The sequence below is a fragment of the Pseudoalteromonas sp. SCSIO 43210 genome (assembly GCF_054133285.1).
In genome coordinates, this window is record NZ_CP087225.1 from 4,544,941 (window position 1) to 4,567,282 (window position 22,342).

General features: G+C 40.5%; 17 protein-coding genes, 2 tRNA genes and 3 rRNA genes. 4 read left to right on the plus strand and 18 right to left on the minus strand.

Annotation, left to right across the window (positions count from 1 at the left end; all coding sequences use genetic code 11):
* Positions 1 to 6: 6 nt before the first annotated feature.
* The 9 genes from LOS73_RS19715 to LOS73_RS19755 form a co-directional block, all read right to left on the minus strand.
* Positions 7 to 1,413: an ATP-binding cassette domain-containing protein gene (locus LOS73_RS19715; RefSeq protein WP_457934977.1), complete on the minus strand. Its 1,407-nt coding sequence runs from the start codon at positions 1,411 to 1,413 to the stop codon at positions 7 to 9.
* 414 nt (positions 1,414 to 1,827) lie between these two features.
* Positions 1,828 to 4,161, minus strand: coding sequence for a fatty acid cis/trans isomerase (locus LOS73_RS19720; RefSeq protein WP_457934193.1), 2,334 nt, complete (start codon positions 4,159 to 4,161; stop codon positions 1,828 to 1,830).
* A complete protein-coding gene (locus LOS73_RS19725; RefSeq protein ID WP_457934194.1) occupies positions 4,158 to 4,520 on the minus strand; it encodes a hypothetical protein in 363 nt (120 codons plus the stop codon). The genes LOS73_RS19720 and LOS73_RS19725 overlap by 4 nt, the downstream gene beginning before the upstream one ends.
* 86 nt (positions 4,521 to 4,606) lie before the next feature.
* Positions 4,607 to 5,401, minus strand: a complete 795-nt coding sequence (locus tag LOS73_RS19730) for a VOC family protein (RefSeq protein ID WP_457934195.1) — start codon at positions 5,399 to 5,401, stop codon at positions 4,607 to 4,609.
* Positions 5,402 to 6,075: 674 nt separating this feature from the next.
* Positions 6,076 to 6,190: ribosomal RNA gene (rrf, locus tag LOS73_RS19735) — 5S ribosomal RNA — on the minus strand.
* Between the two features lie 152 nt (positions 6,191 to 6,342).
* Positions 6,343 to 9,233, minus strand: a 23S ribosomal RNA gene (locus tag LOS73_RS19740).
* Positions 9,234 to 9,538: 305 nt separating this feature from the next.
* Positions 9,539 to 9,614 (minus strand) — tRNA-Ala (locus LOS73_RS19745).
* 50 nt (positions 9,615 to 9,664) lie between these two features.
* Positions 9,665 to 9,741: transfer RNA gene (locus tag LOS73_RS19750), tRNA-Ile, on the minus strand.
* A 76-nt stretch (positions 9,742 to 9,817) separates the two neighbouring features.
* Positions 9,818 to 11,353: ribosomal RNA gene (locus LOS73_RS19755) — 16S ribosomal RNA — on the minus strand.
* Together the 16S, 23S and 5S rRNA genes with 2 tRNA genes alongside form the textbook arrangement of a ribosomal RNA operon.
* Before the next feature lie 628 nt (positions 11,354 to 11,981).
* Between LOS73_RS19755 and LOS73_RS19760 the strand changes: the two genes are divergently transcribed.
* Positions 11,982 to 12,461, plus strand: coding sequence for an RNA recognition motif domain-containing protein (locus LOS73_RS19760; protein WP_007378558.1), 480 nt, complete (start codon positions 11,982 to 11,984; stop codon positions 12,459 to 12,461).
* On the opposite strand, the gene murI is transcribed toward LOS73_RS19760, so the two are convergent.
* Entirely contained in the window at positions 12,424 to 13,224 is an 801-nt protein-coding gene (murI, locus tag LOS73_RS19765; protein WP_033016124.1) for a glutamate racemase, read from the minus strand. The two genes, LOS73_RS19760 and murI, sit on opposite strands and share 38 nt — an antisense overlap.
* Positions 13,225 to 13,289: 65 nt before the next feature.
* Positions 13,290 to 14,429: a DUF5610 domain-containing protein gene (locus LOS73_RS19770; protein ID WP_007378560.1), complete on the minus strand. Its 1,140-nt coding sequence runs from the start codon at positions 14,427 to 14,429 to the stop codon at positions 13,290 to 13,292.
* Between the two features lie 162 nt (positions 14,430 to 14,591).
* Between LOS73_RS19770 and trmA the strand changes: the two genes are divergently transcribed.
* Positions 14,592 to 15,689: a tRNA (uridine(54)-C5)-methyltransferase TrmA gene (gene trmA, locus LOS73_RS19775; protein ID WP_007378561.1), complete on the plus strand. Its 1,098-nt coding sequence runs from the start codon at positions 14,592 to 14,594 to the stop codon at positions 15,687 to 15,689.
* 10 nt (positions 15,690 to 15,699) lie between these two features.
* Here trmA and LOS73_RS19780 read toward each other — a convergent pair whose 3' ends face one another.
* The 5 genes from LOS73_RS19780 to ccoG all read right to left on the minus strand — a co-directional run bounded on the left by LOS73_RS19780 (position 15,700) and on the right by ccoG (position 20,015).
* The gene (locus tag LOS73_RS19780) at positions 15,700 to 16,152 is read right to left on the minus strand and encodes a 2-thiouracil desulfurase family protein (protein ID WP_008137606.1); all 453 of its coding nucleotides are present in this window, start codon (positions 16,150 to 16,152) and stop codon (positions 15,700 to 15,702) included.
* Between the two features lie 59 nt (positions 16,153 to 16,211).
* On the minus strand, positions 16,212 to 16,850 hold the full coding sequence (locus LOS73_RS19785; protein ID WP_033031090.1) for a thiol:disulfide interchange protein DsbA/DsbL: 639 nt from the start codon (positions 16,848 to 16,850) through the stop codon (positions 16,212 to 16,214).
* Positions 16,851 to 16,865: 15 nt separating this feature from the next.
* Positions 16,866 to 17,489, minus strand: coding sequence for a thiol:disulfide interchange protein DsbA/DsbL (locus tag LOS73_RS19790; protein ID WP_007378563.1), 624 nt, complete (start codon positions 17,487 to 17,489; stop codon positions 16,866 to 16,868).
* 34 nt (positions 17,490 to 17,523) lie between these two features.
* Positions 17,524 to 18,498: a serine/threonine protein kinase gene (locus LOS73_RS19795; RefSeq protein WP_008137601.1), complete on the minus strand. Its 975-nt coding sequence runs from the start codon at positions 18,496 to 18,498 to the stop codon at positions 17,524 to 17,526.
* Positions 18,499 to 18,584: 86 nt separating this feature from the next.
* Complete coding sequence (gene ccoG / locus LOS73_RS19800) at positions 18,585 to 20,015, minus strand: cytochrome c oxidase accessory protein CcoG (protein WP_033031093.1); 1,431 nt, start codon at positions 20,013 to 20,015, stop codon at positions 18,585 to 18,587.
* A gap of 289 nt (positions 20,016 to 20,304) precedes the next feature.
* Between ccoG and LOS73_RS19805 the strand changes: the two genes are divergently transcribed.
* Positions 20,305 to 20,664: a hypothetical protein gene (locus LOS73_RS19805; RefSeq protein ID WP_033031096.1), complete on the plus strand. Its 360-nt coding sequence runs from the start codon at positions 20,305 to 20,307 to the stop codon at positions 20,662 to 20,664.
* Positions 20,664 to 20,870 (plus strand): hypothetical protein, encoded by a 207-nt coding sequence (locus LOS73_RS19810; RefSeq protein WP_007378567.1) that lies wholly within the window; start codon positions 20,664 to 20,666, stop codon positions 20,868 to 20,870. Before LOS73_RS19805 ends, LOS73_RS19810 begins: the two co-directional genes overlap by 1 nt.
* Positions 20,871 to 20,972: 102 nt before the next feature.
* Here the strand turns inward: LOS73_RS19810 and LOS73_RS19815 are convergent, their stop codons facing one another.
* Entirely contained in the window at positions 20,973 to 21,560 is a 588-nt protein-coding gene (locus tag LOS73_RS19815) for a UPF0149 family protein (protein ID WP_007378568.1), read from the minus strand.
* Between the two features lie 22 nt (positions 21,561 to 21,582).
* Complete coding sequence (locus tag LOS73_RS19820) at positions 21,583 to 22,341, minus strand: type II secretion system protein N (protein WP_033031098.1); 759 nt, start codon at positions 22,339 to 22,341, stop codon at positions 21,583 to 21,585.
* Position 22,342 lies beyond the last annotated feature (1 nt).

Consider the following 22,342-nt stretch of genomic DNA (forward strand, 5'->3'; position numbering starts at 1 on the left):
AAGCTTTTAATGAAAGTCTTCCATTTTTAAGTAATTCTCTATTCCTTTAATTTTGTCTGCCGCATGATGATTTACATAAATCACAGTACTTGTATTGGCAGCACAAATTTTCTCTATTAGTAGCAGTACACGCTGCCTGTTTGCTTCATCTAAGCCTAAGCAAGGTTCATCTAAAATAAGTAACGTTGGATGTTTTACCATAGCCCGCACAATTAATAACATCCGCTGATCGCCGTACGATAGCTGGGTGAATGAGGTATTTTGTTTATCACTTAAACCAATAAATGCCAGCCACTGTTGAGCAATATTAATTTGTGCGTCGCTCGGTTTTTGATATAAACCTATGCTGTCGTAAAATCCTGAAATAACAGTATTTAAAGCCGATATACTTACGCGGTAATCCATATGTAGCGCGTTAGATATAAAACCAATATGCTGTTTTATATCCCAAATACTCTCCCCGGTTCCGCGTTTAAAACCGAACACTTCAATGTCATTGTTATAACACTGTGGGTTATCACCTGTTATTAAATTTAATAGGCATGTTTTACCTGAACCGTTCGCTCCAGTAAGCTGCCAATGCTGATGCTTTTTTATAGTCCAATTGAGATTTTTGAATATGCTTACGTCACTATAACTAACTTTAGCATTACTCAATTTAACTAAGGTATTACCAGTGAATGTCTTTTGCTCTTGCTCGGTATCAGAAGATGGCACATCCAATAAGGTATGTTCTAAATGAAGTAGTTTTAGTAAATCACTCAATTGCTCCTTGTCTGGCTTTGCCAAAGTATGTAACAAGCAACCTTGGTTTACATAGCCATAATGAGTAATGAATGAAGGGATTTCGTCTAGGCGGTTTAGTACAAAAACAAAAGTAATTGTTTGGCTAAGCTCTATGAGTATTTTATTAAGTTGCTGGCACGATTGTACGTCGAGCCCATCAAAAGGCTCGTCAAGCACGACTAACTTACTATGGGAGCTGAGTGCTTTTATAAGTAGGAGTTTACGAGTTTCACCCGTTGAAAGGTCTCTAAAATGTCGAGTTAATAGTTCATCAAACTTAAATAGCTTTATAAGCTGCTTACGTAAATCGATATTATAATTTTTATCTATAATAAGCTCTTTTACTAGGCTATTTTTTTCTTCTTCTAGCTCTTTATTCAATAGCTGTTTTTGCGCATCAGATGAAACAAGCAGTAGCTTTTTAAACGTACACACTCTTTGACCATTTTCATGCTTAGCCTCACCAACTAACGCCGCCGTTAATGCTGATTTACCTGCGCCATTGCCACCTAGAAGCAACCAATGCTCACCTTCGTTAACGTGCCAGTGTAAGTTGTGGATGCAGTAGCTGCTTTGACCTTGGCCTTGTAAAGAGCCACTGAATTGCTGAAATTGAATTGATTGCACAATAGACTGCACACTAACTTCCTATGTGAATATTAAAATCATAAATTAACGTATTTCAAAAGTACTTAGCAAGTGAGTTTTCGTCATTTAAAGCATTGAAAATAAAGGACGCTTAACAAGCGTCCGCAGCTATCTTTGTGGATTGGTATTATATAACACTCATAAAATAAAAAAGCCCAACTTAAAAGCTGGGCTACTAAAATGAAACTATCTAATTGATCTGAACTCTGGATAATAAATCTATCTCAAACAATTATTTTCAACGCTAACTACGTTGAATTTACTTGCAATAGTCGAGCTATTGACGCGTAACTCGCCTTGTTTTCACTGAAAATCTCTGGCTAGAGACAAATCCACTTAAATATTATTTAGGTTCAATATGTTAGTAAATATTTTAACCAGAGTTTAGATTAATTATCTGTTTTCTAAACGGTTATAATCAAACATTCCATATTCAACACCACGATATTTTTTAGCCGTGTCGTGCAAAATATCACTGTATTGCCAAAATTGTGGATGAGTCCGTCGGATACCAAACTTAGATTTTAGTGTTCTATAATCAGCTTCTATTTGCATCATAGGCAATTGCTCGACAAAAGCATTTACTTGCTGATCGTTATTTAAATACCAAATAGCTGCTGGATAATCACCTATAAAGCCAGGAACAATCGTTGCGGTATCTTCATCATAAGCACGTTGCCCATCTTCGTTTAATAAACTAGATATATTGTAGTGCGCATTATGATGGATAATCGTGTACGCCTTATGGCTATCATCAGTTTGCTTAACTAATACAAAAGATAATTGCGGTAATAAATTAACAGCTTTTGCTGGCATAGAGTTAATTACACTCAGATCTTTAGGCACTTGAGTATAATCATATTGCTCATTTAACACAGGTGCTAACGCTTCTTTCATTAACTCATAAAGCTCGTGTTGAGGATCATCCGTTTTATACTCAATACCACTGGGTTGACTAAATTCGCGATTATTTTTAAAAAACTTAGCTAAGCTTGGCGGTGATTTTCGGTACCAGTATTTTTTAATTTGATTGCGTTTATTTTCAGGTAATAAAGCTAAAAAATTTTGCTCTCCCTCTAAACGTAAAAAGTCCATATACAAACGCGTCACTAATTGATGGCCTATATTACCGTACACATCAAAACCAGCGACCAGTAAGTAATGAATACGCTCAAACAAAGCATAATCAAGTACCCACGTTGTTTTTGGCTCTTGTCCAATAAAACCTTTTACAACAGTCGCACTGTCAAAATGACGAAAAATAGTCAGTGCCGCATTTTTATTATGCCCGTCGCCTTTCCACAATAAATCAGTTGTTAGATGCTCACCCCCCTTAAACAGATCATTAGCCAGATCAACTTTAGCTTGTAAATATTTTTGCTCTAGTGCTGAATATTTTACCCAGTTAGAAATTGGTAATGCGTTACTTTCCTCAGCAGCTGGTAGCTCTAATGCTTCTTCGTGGCGCATCAGCATTTGACCAACAGCTGGCGTGGCCACTTTAGCTGGATCAGCGAATGCAACCCAAAAGTGGTCATTAATTACATTCAAGGCAATTTGACCACGACACACAGGTCCTTTAATAAACCCCATGATGATCAGCTCTGCTTCATCAAGCATAAATTGATATTTAGAATTAATAGGGATTACTTCGAATGTTTTAAATGGATTAGATGCAGACTCAGCCTTATAACTTGGCATTTGCGCAACGGTATAATCTGGCGCAATAAATTGCTCATACAAACGCAGTAACTTAGCTTCATTAAGCTCAAGTGGTAAATGCGTCTTGGAAAGTATTGTTGTACGCTCTTGCATAAAACGATAATAAACGCGGCTAACTTTAGGGTCATCATATGGGCGGCGCGTATTTATTAGCTTTATTTTTTCACCCGGAGGTGTGCTTGAACGGACTAATTTAAAAAAGCTCTGTGGATTTTTAGGCGTAAAATAAATATGAGCTAAAAACCAATGCTCATAAATGTAACGAGCAGATAGCTGATACTTTAAACTATCTTGGTTTAAAAATGCTTCCCAACCCTTTATTTTATTCTGATCATACTTACTTGGCGGCGCAATATGCGACATTTTACCACCCGTTTTGAGCCATTGCTGTAAATGATTGAATTCATCCCGTGATACACCAGGCAAACCATAAGGCATGCCGCCATGAGGCTGCTCATCTGCCAATCGGTCAAACTCTCCCATGGTTGCGCAGGTTTGAGCGCGATTTAAAGAAAAGTCGAATTCATCATCTAGTACTTCATTTGTTGGTAGTTCATGGCTTTGCTTTAACACCAAGCTATTAAATAAAACACTTCCGGCTAAATTAGCTTCTTCAGTTTGCGCTCGTTCATTAAGCACTGGTGTAAAGTTTTTTTCTCGCCATTGCTGAGTATTAGTTGCATCAAATAATAAACGGCTTGGGGTCGTTGCCAATAAGCGAGTTCCATCATAAACCAGTTCTTTACTCAGCCCTCGGTCAATACCTTCTGGAGATGAAAGCTTAAGCTGGCAAGGTGCGTCATAACAACCATGGCAAACGACGCAGCGGGTATCGAGTACTGGTTTTACGTTTTGTAAAAAATCAGCGCCAGCTAAGGTAGAATGCGGAACAATACGCTCTTGCGCTTGCTCAGGCCCAAATAAATCATCGTAATGTGCATTACCTAAGTAAGCACAACCACTGAGAATAATTAGTACGAATATGCTTATTATTATTTTTTTCATTCGTCCTCATCACCTAAATCGAAGGTGGGCATCATATCCATTTGAGGAGAAACGAATGTCTTTTGACCTTCAGTATTCAAAACAATACTTAAAAGAGGCCCATGCGTTAATGTTATTTGCGCATCATGTTCTTGGCTCAATATGTTTAAATACAAAGGGGCAGTAATAAGTAATTCATAACTATCAATGGTAATAGCGACACTGCTATCTTCACTTGGATTTTGGCAAATTTGAGCAAGTAACTCATCATCAAGTCCAATTGATATTTCAAAATCAGGCTGCTCTAAATCTCTATCACTTAATGATTCATCTAATAGAAATAAAGGGAGGGTTAAATTGCTATCTTGTTCAAATTCCATTGCGTTCTCTGCACTTTCTGACGATTTAATTGGCGAGTATTATAACAAACTAGCGAGTAAATTAACGCTAAAGCTAATGTAACTATTTAAACGTCATCCATAACAGATTCGATCACAGAAAATACAGCACCTTGAGGGTCGCATATAACACTAAAGCGACCAACATCGGGGATGTCTGTTGCAGGAACACATACTTGCCCGCCTAAGTTAGCGGCTTTACTAACAATTACATCGCAACTCTCTACTGCAAAATAAATCATCCAATGAGCAGGGGTATCATCAGGCCATTCACTTGTCATTTCAAGCATACCGGCAATTGGTTGTCCATCGACTAAAAATAAAATGTAGTCCATCCCTTCCATAGGCTTTATTTCGCTTTCCCAGCCTAGTAAAGCACAGTAAAAGTCTCTACTTACTCTACTATCTCTTGTTGCTAACTCATGCCAATAAGGCGTATTTAATTCACCTAAGCGCTTACAACCTTTATGATCATTCCCCTGCCATAGTGCAACAGTTGCGCCTACTGGATCTTTTAGCATAAGCATGCGACCTGCATTCATAACATCATGAGGACCGGCAATAATTTCAGCACCTAGCTCTTTCGCTTTTAGCGCACAATCATCAACATTATCGACGGCAATGTAAGCCAACCAATGACTTGGGATACCTGCACTAATTTGCTCTTTAGGCATTTCATACATAGCGGCTATATCATCACCTTGCTTTTGTAGCATGGTGTAGTATATGTTCTCTCCAATAGGTTGATCCTCATGTCCCCAATCAAATAATGATGTATAAAACGCCTTACCGTCTTTCCAATTGTGCGTACAAAGTTCTGACCAACAAAAAATACCATGCGGATGGTTTTCAACTTTACTCATGATTAAGCCCTTATTATTCTAATTTCACCTAAACGAACTCTGTCACATTTTATAAACGAGACAATGGAACAGACTATAAATTGAGATTAGAGCAATAACTAAGCAGAGTCGATAAAAGAAGGGCAACAATTCGTTATTCAGTTGTTTCATATTTGAGGTTTTTAACGCAGTTAGGGTCAGATTTAACCTCTAAAATGGATTAAATATTATTGCTGATTGATATAAATGATTTACTAAGAAGTCCTTCGCTCTAGAGGAATCCCTGAATCACTTTTCTGCAGACGTAAAAAAGCCCGACTATTTCTAGTCGGGCTCTCTACAATTTGGAGCCTGGTAATGTCCTACTTTCACATAGCAAATGCTACACTATCTTTGTGTCAGGGCGGCCTTCAGTGGGTCTCGCCTTCGAGCTGTTTTGTTTCACTACTGAGTTCGGCATGGGCTCTTGGCTATTTATTAAATCCAAAACAGCAAAAAACCCGTCACATTGCTGTAACGGGTTTCTTTAATTTGAAGCCTGGTGATGTCGTAGTGCCCACAGCGGTGGAGAGCCACAGTGAAATGCTACACTATCTTTGTGTCGCGATATGAGTGTGTGTTAATTGCGCACATTTTACTTTTCTGCAGACGTAAAAAAGCCCGACTATTTCTAGTCGGGCTCTCTACAATTTGAAGCCTGGTAATGTCCTACTTTCACATAGCAAATGCTACACTATCATCGGCGCTGTTTCGTTTCACTACTGAGTTCGGCATGGAGTCAGGTGGGTCCAAAACGCTATTGTCACCAAGCAAATTTGGGCGTTAATACGTATTTCTGCGCACTAACTGAATTTGGAAAATATCTGATAATATTTTTTAAGTCTTTCTTTAAGTAATATCTACTTTAGTTATATTAACTTCTTCGCGTGTTTCACTATCACATAAAACGCGTTTGGCGTTGTATGGTTAAGCCTCACGGGTAATTAGTACAAGTTAGCTTAATGGCTCACACCACTTCCACATCTTGCCTATCAACGTTGTAGTCTTCAACGGCCCTTCAGAGACTTTAAAAGTCTAGTGAGAACTCATCTCGAGGCCTGCTTCGCGCTTAGATGCTTTCAGCGCTTATCAGTTCCGAACGTAGCTACCGGGCAATGCCATTGGCATGACAACCCGAACACCAGCGGTTCGTTCACTCCGGTCCTCTCGTACTAGGAGCAACCCCTCTCAATTCTCAAACGCCCACGGCAGATAGGGACCGAACTGTCTCACGACGTTCTAAACCCAGCTCGCGTACCACTTTAAATGGCGAACAGCCATACCCTTGGGACCGACTTCAGCCCCAGGATGTGATGAGCCGACATCGAGGTGCCAAACACCGCCGTCGATATGAACTCTTGGGCGGTATCAGCCTGTTATCCCCGGAGTACCTTTTATCCGTTGAGCGATGGCCCTTCCATTCAGAACCACCGGATCACTATGACCTACTTTCGTACCTGCTCGACGTGTCTGTCTCGCAGTTAAGCTGGCTTCTACCATTACACTAACCGTACGATGTCCGACCGTACTTAGCCAACCTTCGTGCTCCTCCGTTACTCTTTAGGAGGAGACCGCCCCAGTCAAACTACCCACCAGGCACTGTCCGTAACCCCGATTCAGGGGCCAACGTTAGAACATCAAAACTACAAGGGTGGTATTTCAAGGTTGACTCCACAACAACTAGCGTCGCTGCTTCAAAGTCTCCCACCTATCCTACACATGTAGGTTCAATGTTCAGTGCCAAGCTGTAGTAAAGGTTCACGGGGTCTTTCCGTCTAGCCGCGGGTACACAGCATCTTCACTGCGATTTCAATTTCACTGAGTCTCGGGTGGAGACAGCGTGGCCATGGTTACACCATTCGTGCAGGTCGGAACTTACCCGACAAGGAATTTCGCTACCTTAGGACCGTTATAGTTACGGCCGCCGTTTACCGGGGCTTCGATCAAGAGCTTCTCCCTAAGGATAACCCCATCAATTAACCTTCCGGCACCGGGCAGGTGTCACACCGTATACGTCATCTTGCGATTTTGCACAGTGCTGTGTTTTTAATAAACAGTCCCAGCCACCTGGTCACTGCGGCTCCCGTCCGCTTAGAGAGCAAGTCTCATCACAGATAGGAGCGTACCTTCTCCCGAAGTTACGGTACGATTTTGCCTAGTTCCTTCACCCGAGTTCTCTCAAGCGCCTTAGTATTCTCTACCTGACCACCTGTGTCGGTTTGGGGTACGATTCCATATAATCTGAAGCTTAGAGGCTTTTCCTGGAAGTATGGCATCAGCAACTTCATCACCGTAGTGACTCGTCTCGTGTCTCAGGTTTAGTGTTCGTCCGGATTTACCTAAACAAACGCCCTACTCACTTTCACATAGACTACCAACGCTATGCTTGCTTAGCCTGCTCCGTCCCCCCATCGCAATTATATCGAGTACAGAAATATTAATCTGTTTCCCATCGACTACGCCTTTCGGCCTCGCCTTAGGGGTCGACTTACCCTACCCTGATTAACATGGGATAGGAACCCTTGGTCTTCCGGCGTGGGAGTTTTTCACTCCCATTATCGTTACTCATGTCAGCATTCGCACTTCTGATACGTCCAGCATACCTCCCGGTACACCTTCAACCGCTTACAGAACGCTCCCCTACCACTCAGAATAAATTCTGAATCCGCAGCTTCGGTGCATAGTTTAGCCCCGTTACATCTTCCGCGCAGACCGACTCGACCAGTGAGCTATTACGCTTTCTTTAAAGGATGGCTGCTTCTAAGCCAACCTCCTGGCTGTCTGGGCCTTTCCACATCGTTTCCCACTTAACTATGACTTTGGGACCTTAGCTGGCGGTCTGGGTTGTTTCCCTCTTCACGACGGACGTTAGCACCCGCCGTGTGTCTCCCGGATATTACTTTACGGTATTCGGAGTTTGCAAAGGGTTGGTAAGTCGGGATGACCCCCTAGCCTTAACAGTGCTCTACCCCCGTAAGTATTCGTCCGAGGCTCTACCTAAATAGATTTCGGGGAGAACCAGCTATCTCCCGGTTTGATTAGCCTTTCACTCCTAGCCACAGGTCATCCCCTAACTTTTCAACGTTAGTGGGTTCGGTCCTCCAGTTGATGTTACTCAACCTTCAACCTGCCCATGGCTAGATCACCGGGTTTCGGGTCTATACCTTGCAACTAGTCGCCCAGTTAAGACTCGGTTTCCCTACGGCTACCCTATTCGGTTAACCTCGCTACAAAATATAAGTCGCTGACCCATTATACAAAAGGTACGCAGTCACCCAACAAGTGGGCTCCTACTGCTTGTACGTACACGGTTTCAGGTTCTATTTCACTCCCCTCACAGGGGTTCTTTTCGCCTTTCCCTCACGGTACTGGTTCACTATCGGTCAGTTGGGAGTATTTAGCCTTAGATGATGGTCCACCTATATTCAGTCAAAGTTTCACGTGCTCCGACCTACTCGATTTCACTTAAAATGTCTTTTCATGTACGGGACTATCACCCTGTATCGTGGCGCTTTCCAGCAGCCTTCCATTAACACATAATAAGCTTAAGGGCTGTTCCGATTTCGCTCGCCGCTACTTTCGGAATCTCGGTTGATTTCTTTTCCTACGGGTACTTAGATGTTTCAGTTCTCCGCGTTCGCCTCGTTAACCTATGTATTCAGTTAACGATACCTGCAAGCAGGTGGGTTTCCCCATTCGGAAATCCTAGTCTCAAGCGCTTTTTACTAGCTTGACTAGGCTTATCGCAAGTTAATACGTCCTTCATCGCCTCCAACTGCCAAGGCATCCACCGTGTACGCTTAGTCACTTAACCATACAACCCAAACGGGTCTTTGTTGTGTGACAGTTTAACTTCGCCAGAAGTCAATATTGAATACTAAAGTAGATACCAATCAATCAACGTAAAACGTTAATCAAATGGCACTGAATGGTACTGCTACCATTGTTTTTTTACTTTTGAAAACTCTTGATAAATACAATGTATCTATCAGAATTTTATTATCAGCTTTTCCAAATTTTTAAAGAGCAAGAGATACGAAAACCTCTCAAAATTAAACACACTCTATTCTCAGGCTTTTAATGGCCCGATAAAGAATATTTATTTTTAAGAAGTAAAAGTGGTGGAGCTAAGCAGGATCGAACTGCTGACCTCCTGCGTGCAAGGCAGGCGCTCTCCCAGCTGAGCTATAGCCCCACATATGCTGGTACTTACTGTTTTAACCATCTTCTTGATTAGACAAGAAGTGGTGGGTCTGAGTAGATTTGAACTACCGACCTCACCCTTATCAGGGGTGCGCTCTAACCAGCTGAGCTACAGACCCAAAACAATAAGTTTTGTTCTCTTTACAATAACAATCATCTGTGTGGACACTACGAACAAATAAGTTCTAAATCGTATAAGGAGGTGATCCAGCCCCAGGTTCCCCTAGGGCTACCTTGTTACGACTTCACCCCAGTCATGAATCACTCCGTGGTAAACGTCCTCCCGAGGGTTAGACTATCTACTTCTGGAGCAACCCACTCCCATGGTGTGACGGGCGGTGTGTACAAGGCCCGGGAACGTATTCACCGCGTCATTCTGATACGCGATTACTAGCGATTCCGACTTCATGGAGTCGAGTTGCAGACTCCAATCCGGACTACGACGCACTTTAAGTGATTCGCTTACCTTCGCAGGTTCGCAGCACTCTGTATGCGCCATTGTAGCACGTGTGTAGCCCTACACGTAAGGGCCATGATGACTTGACGTCGTCCCCACCTTCCTCCGGTTTATCACCGGCAGTCTCCTTAGAGTTCTCAGCATTACCTGCTAGCAACTAAGGATAGGGGTTGCGCTCGTTGCGGGACTTAACCCAACATCTCACAACACGAGCTGACGACAGCCATGCAGCACCTGTATCAGAGCTCCCGAAGGCACCAAACCATCTCTGGTAAGTTCTCTGTATGTCAAGTGTAGGTAAGGTTCTTCGCGTTGCATCGAATTAAACCACATGCTCCACCGCTTGTGCGGGCCCCCGTCAATTCATTTGAGTTTTAACCTTGCGGCCGTACTCCCCAGGCGGTCTACTTAATGCGTTAGCTTTGAAAAACAGAACCGAGGCTCCGAGCTTCTAGTAGACATCGTTTACGGCGTGGACTACCGGGGTATCTAATCCCGTTTGCTCCCCACGCTTTCGTACATGAGCGTCAGTGTTGACCCAGGTGGCTGCCTTCGCCATCGGTATTCCTTCAGATCTCTACGCATTTCACCGCTACACCTGAAATTCTACCACCCTCTATCACACTCTAGTTTGCCAGTTCGAAATGCAGTTCCCAGGTTGAGCCCGGGGCTTTCACATCTCGCTTAACAAACCGCCTGCGTACGCTTTACGCCCAGTAATTCCGATTAACGCTCGCACCCTCCGTATTACCGCGGCTGCTGGCACGGAGTTAGCCGGTGCTTCTTCTGTCAGTAACGTCACAGCTAGCAGGTATTAACTACTAACCTTTCCTCCTGACTGAAAGTGCTTTACAACCCGAAGGCCTTCTTCACACACGCGGCATGGCTGCATCAGGCTTGCGCCCATTGTGCAATATTCCCCACTGCTGCCTCCCGTAGGAGTCTGGGCCGTGTCTCAGTCCCAGTGTGGCTGATCATCCTCTCAAACCAGCTAGGGATCGTCGCCTTGGTGAGCCATTACCTCACCAACTAGCTAATCCCACTTGGGCCAATCTAAAGGCGAGAGCCGAAGCCCCCTTTGGTCCGTAGACATTATGCGGTATTAGCAGTCGTTTCCAACTGTTGTCCCCCACCTCAAGGCATGTTCCCAAGCATTACTCACCCGTCCGCCGCTCGTCAGCAAAGTAGCAAGCTACTCTCTGTTACCGCTCGACTTGCATGTGTTAGGCCTGCCGCCAGCGTTCAATCTGAGCCATGATCAAACTCTTCAATTAAAAAGTTTTATGTCTTTCGACAGCTCAATGAATTCTGAATTTTTTAATATCTTTCGATATTGAATTGACTGTGCCGAATAATTACCGAAATAACTATTCTGTTGGTCACTCAGTTTTCAATTGAGACTCTAATTTGTTTGCCTCGCTACCTAAGTAGTTTGGCTGTTAGAACTCAATCTGTACGAGTGCCCACACAGATGATTGCTTTATATTGTTAAAGAACGTTTTGAGTCGCTTTAGCGTCTCAAGGGATGCGAATAATACACCCTTTATTTTTCTAGTCAATACTTTGTTTTAAATTTTCTTTTGGAAGATTTAAAACCGAAGTTTTATTTAACTCTCTGAGTAGTTCGTGCCTTGCTATGCTTCGGCGTTTCCCGTCTCAGTGGGGTCGCATTATAGGGAGATCCAAAAACAGATCAACCCTTTTTTTAGATCTTTTTACTGTTCGAACAAAAATAGAACAGAACCGAGTGAAATCATATTAAAACCTTAGTAAAACGATGTTTTTTTGTGCTCTTCTTTATTATTTAATACAAATATCATTGCTATGTTCAATTAAGACGTTAAGATAGCAAGTTCACAATGTTAAATTAATGTTTATTTCCTGTTTATTGGTAGATCTAAAATGAAATTACCCGATCAAAAAGCTTTTATCTTTTCTGTTATTCTTGCTGTAGTTGGTTTTGTTGTTGTTAAGTTTGCTTTAGCAAGCCTGGCACTAGACCCTGCGCTTCTATTTGGTGTTGGTTTGTTAGTAGGCGCACTTGTTATTGCAGCAATGTCGTCTGATGTAACTGAAGAAGCCGAAGTAAAAACAAAGACTCTCTATGTTGGTAACCTTCCTTACCGCGCAAATGAAGGTGTTGTTCGTGCATTATTTGAAGAACAAGGCAAAGTATTCAATGTTCGTTTATTAAAGGATAAAAATACTGGCAAGCGTCGTGGTTTTGGTTTTGTTGAAATGGCGCAAGCTGATGCAGACAATGCAATTGCTAACTTGAACGATAGCGAGTTCCAACAACGTACTTTAAAAGTACGTGAAGCAAAACAAAAACAAGAAGACGATTCTAATGCTCTACGTACTGAGACGGATCAGTCAGTGTAACTAGCTTTACCGCTAGCTTATTGCTAAACACATCAGCCGTTGCATAATATTGCAGCGGCTTTTTTATGTCTGTTCGCTTATTCACACATAGGTTAAGTTGGTTAAGTAGGTAGTTGACTCTGTTTGCTATCGCTACACCTGAATCAAGTAATTTTACATTCCCTTTAAAATACTGACTAATCGGCTCTACTAATATCGGAAAGTGCGTACACCCTAGTACAAGTACATCTATAGCTTTATCTATATTTAGGCCATCAAGCACTTGGTGCAACTTGTTTGTATCTAAATAGTCTGTAAAAAAGTGTTGCTCAGCTAATGTCACTAACTCCACACTGCTATATAGATTAACGATTACATTACGTGCATGTTCAGCAATTAATGTTTTAGTGTATGAACTGGCGACCGTGGCTGGTGTGGCTAATAAGCCAATATGATTTGAGCGTGTTAATTCTGCGGCAGGCTTTATTGCTGGCACAACACCTACTATAGGAATATCTGTCACTTGGCGAACAGCACTAAGTGCAGATGTAGAAGCCGTATTACACGCTATTACGATTAAATCAACGTCAAGCGTGTTGGCTTTGATGAAATGAATAAGTGAGCACAATCGGTTGATTATTGTTTGTTGGGATTGAGCACCATAAGGTAGGAATGCATTATCCATAAAATAGCTGTACTGAGCATTGGGGATACTTTGCTTGATATGTTCAAGTACGGTAGTTCCACCAATACCTGAATCAAAGACCATTATATGCGCTGACAAACTACCGTTCCCACTTTACTTTAAGAACGGCAGTTTGCCATGAGGTATTTATAAAAGAAAGTAGTTTAGCTTTGTGTGGTTTCTAAATCGGCAAGATCATCGGCCGCTGAATTTAATTGATTAAGGTTTTCGAACATAGACTTTGTGTAATCTACTAACTTATCTATTTGTTCCTGATCTTGATTTAACCATTGTAGAATGCCAGCTAGTTGATTTTGTAATCCAAGTTCACCCGCTTTTTCAAAAGCACTTTTAAGGTCGTCATTAAAAGGGGCTAAACCCTCTGCTACTTGTTTTTCTGGTGCTGGTTTATATTCTTCGTAGCTTTTAACTGTGGCTATTGTTTTTGTTTGGCGTAAATCCATAGAAAAAGCCACCAGCTGATCGCTGTCTAAACTCAGCTCTTGTGCTTGTTCAAATGCTTCATCTAAATCACCACCAAAAAAGGTTTTACTTAAATCTTGTAAGTCTTCCATCATCGCATTAATCGCTTCTTGCTCTTGCTCATTTAAGTCACCATTAACCGACATCGAAAATGATACCTGTCGAGATTGCGATGATGAGCTTGCAAACGATTCACTATCACTGTTTCTCTGATAGCCACTCGCCGATTGAGATTCAAATGCATCCGCAAAGCTAATACTTACCTCATCGCCTTCTGCGGTAGTGAATTTATACTCTGCATTGCTAGTCATACTGACATATTGAGCCTGACTTATATTTACGCTGGCAGGTTGTGGATTAAATAGCGACTCTTCAAATTTATCAAGCCCATTGTAAATTCCCTCTTTGGACTTATTGATGCCCTCTTCCATTTCGTCATTAAATACACCTGTTCCTTTAAGTTCATCAACAGCGTCGTCAATCCCTATTTGAACTCCTTTGCGCGCATCGCCTAACATGTCTTTAAGCTTTTCATCATTAGCGCCATTAGCTTTTGCTTTATTTACAGCGCCGCTGACAAAATCGAGTACGTTTTTTACGATTTCATCAAAATCAAATAGTGGTTTGTCTGCTTTTTTTTCTGCGATAGGCAATCCAAGCTGCTCAGCCATTTTATCGCCAAGCACTTTTGCAGCTAATTCTTTACCACGTTGCTGGTAACTATCTTGGGGAGATTGAATAGTAGGTTGCTGTATATCTGCTTTATTATTGAATTTATTAATGTTGTTGTTTGGCGTGAAGCCATAGTTACCTATTTTCATGTTACATCTCCTAAGCGTGCGTAATTTATTATCGGCTATAACAATAAAAACTAAAGTACAATGTGCAATAAAACAGCATAAATGCTAGCCAAAACTAGACAAATACGCAGCGCTCCCTACAATAGCGCCGATAAACAGATCTTAGATAAGGTAGTAGCGTTAATGGCAGTTATTAAAATAGATACCACACAGTACCAAGCGCAGTTAAGTGAAAAAGAGCAGCGTATTAGTGCGCAGTTTCAACGTTTTGGTGTGGAGCAACTAGAAGTATTTAGCTCAGAGCCAACTAACTACCGCCAACGTGCTGAATTTAGAGTATGGCACGACGGTGACGATCTGTTTCACATTATGTTTGATCAACAAACAAAAGAAAAAATCCGTGTTGATACATTTGATCCAGCAGCACCTTTAGTAGGTGAAATAATGCAGGTGATGATTGAAAGCCTCAAGCCTTGTGAAATATTACGCCGTAAGTTATTTCAAATCGATTACCTATCAACGCTAAGCGGTGAAATTTTAGTAAGCTTGCTTTATCACAAACCACTGGATGATGAATGGTTAAGTGAAATTAAAGCACTTAAAGAAAAGCTTAGCAGTAAATACAAAATTGACTTTATAGGCCGTGCTCGCAAACAAAAAGAAGTACTAGGTGATGACTTTGTAACTGAACGTTTAACAGTTAATGGTCAAGAGCTTATATATCAACAAGTAGAAAATAGCTTTACTCAGCCTAATGCAAAAGTAAATATTAATATGCTGGAGTGGGCGCAAGATTTATGTAAACCACTTAAAAATGATTTATTAGAACTGTATTGCGGTAACGGTAACTTTTCAATTGCGTTAGCGGGCTGTTTTAATAAAGTATTAGCAACAGAAATATCAAAATCATCTGTTCATTCTGCTCAATACAATATTGCTAAAAATAACGTAGAGAACTTAGATATTATTCGTATGTCGAGTGAAGAGTTTACTCAAGCAATGAATGGCGAGCGTACTTTCTCTCGTTTAGATGGTATTGACCTTAAAAGCTATGACTGCCAAACCATATTAGTTGATCCACCGCGCGCGGGCATGGATGAATTAACATGTGACTTAGTGGCTAACTACGAAAGCATAATTTATATATCGTGTAACCCTGAAACCCTTGAGCGTGACCTTGATCACTTAACACGTACGCACAACGTTAAGCGCTTTGCTATATTTGATCAGTTCCCATATACACATCACATTGAGTCGGGCGTTTTCTTACAACGCAAATAACCAGCCAAAATTAAAGTGCCAGTACTTTTATAAGTGCTGGTATTTGCTCTTCACTAAATACTTGAATACCATTTTTTATTAATAATGCTGTAGTTAAACCTAGACCTTCGATTTTTACTCCGCGATGCTTTCCATCATATATTGTATTTCGTCCGCAAGAAGGGCTCGATTCTTTAAGTAGAGCCAAACGCACTTGATTCTTTTTACAGAGTTCTAGCGCTATATTAGCTCCAGTTTGAAACTGCTCTGTTACATCTTCTCCTAAATTAGTAACTACACTCCCCTGTATTATTTCAGCAGGAGATCTAGGAGTAGGAAGCCCACCAGCGACCTCAGGACAAAACACAATTAATCTATTTTGTTTTTGCCACAAATTAAGCTGTGGATGCAAAATTGCGTGTCCTCTACCATCGTAGCGAACAGGCTGCCCTAGCAAACAACTCGATACTAATATTTTTTCCATCGCTATATCCTTATAAAGCAAAAAAGCTCCTTAAGGAGCTTTTCTTATTTTGGTTAAATTTATTTATTAGCTAAGTAATTAATTAATTTTCCAATATCTTCTGGTTCAGTAATACCCGACTCACGACCTAGGTTTAATTTGTACTTACCATTTACAATAAAGGTAGGTACGCCACGTAGTGCGCCTTTTTCTTTAAAGTAGTCTTGATCGCGTTTCATTTTAGAGCTCAGCGTACGTACCGAGAAGCTTTTAAACAGCTTATCAAACTTATCACCATCAACGCCCTGCGCTACAAATATATCTTTTACATCTGCAAGCTCATTAAATTTAGCGCGCTTTGTATGGATATGATTAAAGATTGCAGAAATAATCTGATCTTTCTGTGGGAGTACTTCAGCTGTCGCAAGTGCTTGGCTCATCATCTGTTGGTTTTCTGGATCACGTACACCTACAAAATCAACATGACTCTTTTTAAATTTAACGTTTTTATCAAGCTTAGGCTTAAACTCACCAATTAGTGCCTCCATGTTATTACATGCAGGGCAGTAAAATGAGAAAAACTCTTTAACTTCTGGCTTTTTAGTTGCACGCTCAGAAACAACGTCGTAATGCACGCCTTCTTCATACGTTGCTGCAAAGCTTGCTGCCGCCATAGGAAGTAATACCGCAAGCAAACCTGCTTTAACTAATTTAATCATTATTATGCTCCGAAATTATAAGGCTAATAAAAACGCAACTAGTTCATCAAACTGTTGTTGGCTTTTAATTGTATTAATATTAATTTTATATTTATCGTTAACAATAAAAGTAGGTACACCTGTAAGTGCGCCTAATTTTGAATATTTGTTTTGATTATCTTGTAATGCACGCTCAGCTGAAATAATAGGCATGCTTGCCATATCTTTATCAAACGTTTCGCTATCAATGCCATTTACTTCTAAAAGTTTTTTCAAATCTTTCATCTCAGTCAATGGTGCACGTTGAACATGAATACTTTTAAATATTTGCTCTGTGATAGCATCTTCTTGCCCATGTTTTTTGGCAATCAGATAGGCAAAGCTCAGATTGGTTTGCGCCTGTGGTGAAACACCACCTAGAAAGTTAACATGATTTTTAATAAACGTTGCACCTGTTGGTAAGCTTTTTTCTATTGCCTGAGCTACAGGTTCAAACTTAAAGCAATGCGGGCAATAATATGAAAAAAATTCCGTCACTTGTGGTGTTTTACTTTTCTCTGCATTAATAATTGTATATTGATTATCAGCTTCAAATTGTGCAGCAAATGCCGCAAATGGTAAACAAAGAAGTAGTAGGCCTAGTTTTAATTTTTTAAGCATTTGTATCTCGTTGTACTTGTCTTTAAATAAAATATTACGGCAATAACTTTAACGGCGCTTCTTGCAGTGCTGCAAGTTGCTCCTTCAGTGCTAAAATTTGTTGCTCCCAGTATTTGTCATCAGCAAACCATGTAAAATTCCGCACAAAGGCAGGATCGCTCCATCGTTTAGCTACCCATCCCATATAATGGATAATACGCATTGCTCGCAGCGGTTCAATTAATTTGAGTTGAGAGTGATCAAAATCACAAAACTCTTCATACGCATTTACAAGGGTGTCTAACTGTAACAGTTGCGTCGCTCTATCGCCACTGAGCATCATCCATAAATCTTGGATTGCAGGACCTTGACGGCTATCATCTAAATCAACAAACATTAGCGCATCACCCGCCCACAAAATATTACCAACGTGGCAGTCACCATGTAAGCGAATACTTTGCACATCTTTATACTGTTTTTGCGCCTGCTCTATCACTAAATCTAAAATAGTATAAAAGGCAGTATTTATTCCCATGGGCACTAAGTTACTTTTTTGAAGATGAACTTTGGCTGTATGCAAATACTCATCACAGGTAACTGTTGGCCTGTAAGTAAAAGGTTTTGTTTTAGCTACTTGGTGCATACGGCCAATTAATCGCCCCATTACATCAAGCTGATCTAAATTATCAACCTCAAATAAACGCCCGCCTACACTTGGAAACAACACAAACAAATACCCTTCGTGTTCAAACAAGCTTTGCCCATTATATAAAATAGGGGCAACAACGGGTACTTCCGCTTCTGCTAGTTCAAATGCAAAGTCATGCTCTTCTTGAATTTGCTCTTTACTCCATCGCTCTGGGCGATAAAACTTCACTACGTAACGCAGGCCATCATCGGCTTTAAATTGGTACACTCTGTTTTCATAGCTATTGAGCGCCAATAAACCAGATTCGGCGTACACACCTACGCTTTCTATTGCATCGAGTATTAGGTCTGGTGTTAAGTCAATAAAACTAAATTTACTCATACTCTTCTTATATAAAATAAAAAGCGGGTTATATACCCGCTTTTGTTAATTGCTATATCAACTTACCTATTTAAGGTAGGTTGTGATTATCGCGCTTTAAAAAAGTTACTCGACTGCGATATTGTCTCATCCGGCGCATCTACCGGTGAAAGCACAAAGTTAAACTCTGTCATCGGCGCCTTCAAATCATAAGGATCCATTACAAGCGACAATGGCACATTATGAGATTGCCCTGCCTGCACTGTAAATGACTGCTTACCAATATATTTAAAGTTATCTAACCCTTGTACTTTAATATTAAAGGTTTGCTCGTACTGCGCCTTGTTAATTACCTTTAATGTATAGGTGTTCTCTACTAAACCATCAAAATCGACACGATATAATTGGTTTCGGTCACGAATGATATCAAAGTCCATTGTTTTACGCAGTGCGATATTAGCTACAAGTGCCCCCGTAAGCACAACAAGTATAACTGTGTAACCAATGATTTTAGCGCGTAGTGGATTAGTTTTATTTTCAGGTGTTTCGAGGTTTCGCTCTGTCGTATATGAAATAAGCCCACGCGGATATTCCATTTTATCCATTACGCCATCACACGCATCAATACACGCGCCACAGTTTATACACTCAGCTTGTAGCCCATTTCTAATATCAATACCCGTTGGGCATACTTGAACACATAAATTACAGTCTATACAGTCGCCTAGTTCTAAATCTTTATGGCCTACTTTACGTGAACGAGGACCACGGCTTTCACCTCGGCTTTCATCGTACGTTACTGTGTATGTGTCTTTATCAAACATAGCTGATTGAAAACGTGAGTAAGGACAAATGTGTAAACACATAATTTCTCGCATCCAACCGGCATTGCCATAGGTACACACAGCAAAGAATATAATGCTTACTAATGCATAACCGCCTACGTTAAACGTTACAAAATCAGGAAGTAACTCTCTTATCGGCGTAAAGTAACCGACAAAGGAAATAGCGGTATATAACGAAAATAATACCCAACTAGTATGTTTTGCCGTTTTACGCCAAAACTTATCAAAATTCATGGGCCGTTGATCGAGTTTTTTACGTTGATTAGCAGTACCTTCAAACTTCTCTTCGAACCAAATAAAAATAAAGGTCCAAACAGTTTGTGGACATGTGTAGCCACACCACACTCGCCCATAGAAGGTGGTCACTAAAAACAGCGCAAATGCTGCCAACATAAAAATGAACGCGAGTATGGTGAAATCTTGTGGCCACAACGTTAAACCAAAAATATTATATTTTTGCCCGATTAAATCAAACAGCACAGCTTGTTGGTCGTTAAAATTAATCCATGGTAGTGCCATAAATGCAAGCAAACCTAAAAAACCAATACGCTGCCTTAATAATTGATGAAGACCTTTCACTGCTCGCACATAAATACGATTTCGGGGATTAAACCTGTCATCTTGACGGCTTAAATCCGGCTTTTGGATTTTTACCTCCACAGGAATGTTCTTTACTTTAATTTGTTTGTCCATCGAAGTTCCTCAACGCCGCTTGGAAATAAAAGTTTAGCAATATTCAAATGCCCTATACAGTAAAGTGTAGCAAGTTACTTGCTAGGCATGATCAGTTTGATAAATCATCATTTGAATACTTTCAGATATTTCAGAAACATCTGATTGCTATTAAGCATTATACCAATATTGATTAAAATTACTGGCATAGATCGCTAATAATTTATTCATCTCAGTTACTTGCTTTTAAAATGCATTTTATTACACTGCATGGTAATTCAACCTCATTCAGATCAAGGTTTACGTGCTCATGAAAAAATTTATAATACTGGTGTTAATGATCCTTGCTTTTTTTACGATCGATCATCCACTTATAAAAGAACCTCGAGAGAAATTACTAGGTGAAGGTATTAGTTTTTTAAGCGAGACAACTAAAGTCAATCGCAGCCCCGCAGCTAATATGACTAAAAGCCGTATAAAATCACAATTAAGACTGTCTGACTCAGGGAAAGAGTACGTAGAGAAAACCTTTACAACAGACGAGTCAGTGCAGTTGTTTAATTTACGTTATTGTCGTGAGCGTGAGTTAAACCTGTATTTTTACGATGAGCGTTTAAATACTGTATGTAAAATAATATCTGAAGCGTTAGAACAAAGGCGAGCAAAGTAATGGATTTTTCAAAATTAAATAAGAAAGCCAGTGACTCGTTTCATAAACAGCGCAACATGCTTAAAAAACTAGCGCAGGGAAAAACACTAAAGTGCGAGAAGTGCAGTGGTGTTTTAACGCTAAACCTAGCGACCACCGAAGCTGGTAAAGGAGTAGTAAGGTGTAAGCAAGGTTGTACTGACATTATTCTGGAATTGGGTACTTAATCTGAATTTTGGATAATAAACCAATCCCAAGCCGCTATTTAACGTTGAATTTACTTGCAATAGGCCCACGTAATAAAAATAACCTGAGCACTAAAAGTACACCTAGTCGTCCCAGCCTTCGTCTGTATATAAGCCACTATTAAGCGCTACAATCTCAACAAGTTCAGCAAAACCTAAAGCAAAATCGCCCATTAGCTCATATTGCTGTAAACAGAGTAACTGTTCATCCATTAAATTTTGTGCTGCAATTTGGCTAATAATTTGCTCATCGAGTGCAAAAAAGCTCAGTGTTGCTTGAGCGCTCTCTAATGCTTCTTTATATTGTACTTCTAATTGTGGGGCATCTAGCAGTTTTTGAGTGTACATTGTGGTTGCTTGTAAAAAACCTTCACTCCAGCTTTTACAAAAATAAATATCATAATTAGCAGGCAATTTATAACCAGCTTCAAACACCTGTTCGCTAATTTGATGATATAGCGCCATAAACAAAAACAATGTCTCTTCGTCTAAATCATTGGCTTTATTTGATAATATTGTATCGAGCCATTCATGCACATCAAGTGGTTCAGGAGAGCAAATTACGCCAAACAAATAACCTTGGCTTTGTAATAATGTCATTGCTTGGGGCTGGGTATCTAAAAATGTGCTGAGCTGCTTCGCGTGCAACTCAGTAAATTGAGGTAATTGCATTAAAACTCTTTATTAGTAAATATTAAAAATTGAGCGGGTAACGACCTTGATTATCTGGACGACCCAAAAACTTAACCGCATCATGTACATCTTTTGGAAGACTGGCATCAGGTTTAACATAGCCCGCGACTCTGAAGTCAAAATTAGCTTTAAGTGTAGCATCAGCCTCAAGGCCTAACGTATTATCTGGATCAATTAATATAGCAATATCGCCCGACTTACAGCTTAATTTACCAGCCAGAGGGCCAATATTAAACCACCCATTTAAGCCTTGTACGTCAATATTAGGACTCGCTATTTCACCCTTTAATGAATCACAATATGGTGCACCGGTGCTGTATTCATCAATTTCCAAAATTACACGCCCTTTAGCGGTTACAGGCAGAGGAAGTCGCACTCGTTGCATTGCACGCTCTACTGTCGAACGAACAAGTCCATCAGTCACTATAACTTCCTTATTAAAAAGCCCATAGCTTACATCCGCATAACCCGAAATATCACTGCGCTCACGTGCATTACCAAATTTTACATTAGTATTTAGTTTACCTATAAATAACTCCCAGCCAGCAATATCCCAACGGACATTATTTAACTGCTCGTCATCAAAACGGACCTGCATCATTTGACCTTGCCAGACAGTACCTACAGTTTGCCCTATTTCTAATTGTTTTGGTAAATACGGCTTTGCGATATCAAGCGCAATAGCTGCCGGTAATTTCATAATACAAAACACGATAAAACTAAGTAAAAAGACAATCGATAACGTTATTATTTTTTTCATT

What these genes read in the sequence shown, in the direction of transcription:
- LOS73_RS19720 (WP_457934193.1), bottom strand. Translation starts at nt 4,161, where the DNA reads ATGAAAAAAATAATAATAAGCATATTCGTACTAATTATTCTCAGTGGT.
- LOS73_RS19725 (WP_457934194.1), bottom strand. Translation starts at nt 4,520, where the DNA reads ATGGAATTTGAACAAGATAGCAATTTAACCCTCCCTTTATTTCTATTA.
- LOS73_RS19730 (WP_457934195.1), bottom strand. Translation starts at nt 5,401, where the DNA reads ATGAGTAAAGTTGAAAACCATCCGCATGGTATTTTTTGTTGGTCAGAA.
- LOS73_RS19760 (WP_007378558.1), top strand. Translation starts at nt 11,982, where the DNA reads ATGAAATTACCCGATCAAAAAGCTTTTATCTTTTCTGTTATTCTTGCT.
- LOS73_RS19770 (WP_007378560.1), bottom strand. Translation starts at nt 14,429, where the DNA reads ATGAAAATAGGTAACTATGGCTTCACGCCAAACAACAACATTAATAAA.
- trmA (WP_007378561.1), top strand. Translation starts at nt 14,592, where the DNA reads ATGGCAGTTATTAAAATAGATACCACACAGTACCAAGCGCAGTTAAGT.
- LOS73_RS19780 (WP_008137606.1), bottom strand. Translation starts at nt 16,152, where the DNA reads ATGGAAAAAATATTAGTATCGAGTTGTTTGCTAGGGCAGCCTGTTCGC.
- LOS73_RS19785 (WP_033031090.1), bottom strand. Translation starts at nt 16,850, where the DNA reads ATGATTAAATTAGTTAAAGCAGGTTTGCTTGCGGTATTACTTCCTATG.
- LOS73_RS19790 (WP_007378563.1), bottom strand. Translation starts at nt 17,489, where the DNA reads ATGCTTAAAAAATTAAAACTAGGCCTACTACTTCTTTGTTTACCATTT.
- LOS73_RS19795 (WP_008137601.1), bottom strand. Translation starts at nt 18,498, where the DNA reads ATGAGTAAATTTAGTTTTATTGACTTAACACCAGACCTAATACTCGAT.
- ccoG (WP_033031093.1), bottom strand. Translation starts at nt 20,015, where the DNA reads ATGGACAAACAAATTAAAGTAAAGAACATTCCTGTGGAGGTAAAAATC.
- LOS73_RS19805 (WP_033031096.1), top strand. Translation starts at nt 20,305, where the DNA reads ATGAAAAAATTTATAATACTGGTGTTAATGATCCTTGCTTTTTTTACG.
- LOS73_RS19810 (WP_007378567.1), top strand. Translation starts at nt 20,664, where the DNA reads ATGGATTTTTCAAAATTAAATAAGAAAGCCAGTGACTCGTTTCATAAA.
- LOS73_RS19815 (WP_007378568.1), bottom strand. Translation starts at nt 21,560, where the DNA reads ATGCAATTACCTCAATTTACTGAGTTGCACGCGAAGCAGCTCAGCACA.
- LOS73_RS19820 (WP_033031098.1), bottom strand. Translation starts at nt 22,341, where the DNA reads ATGAAAAAAATAATAACGTTATCGATTGTCTTTTTACTTAGTTTTATC.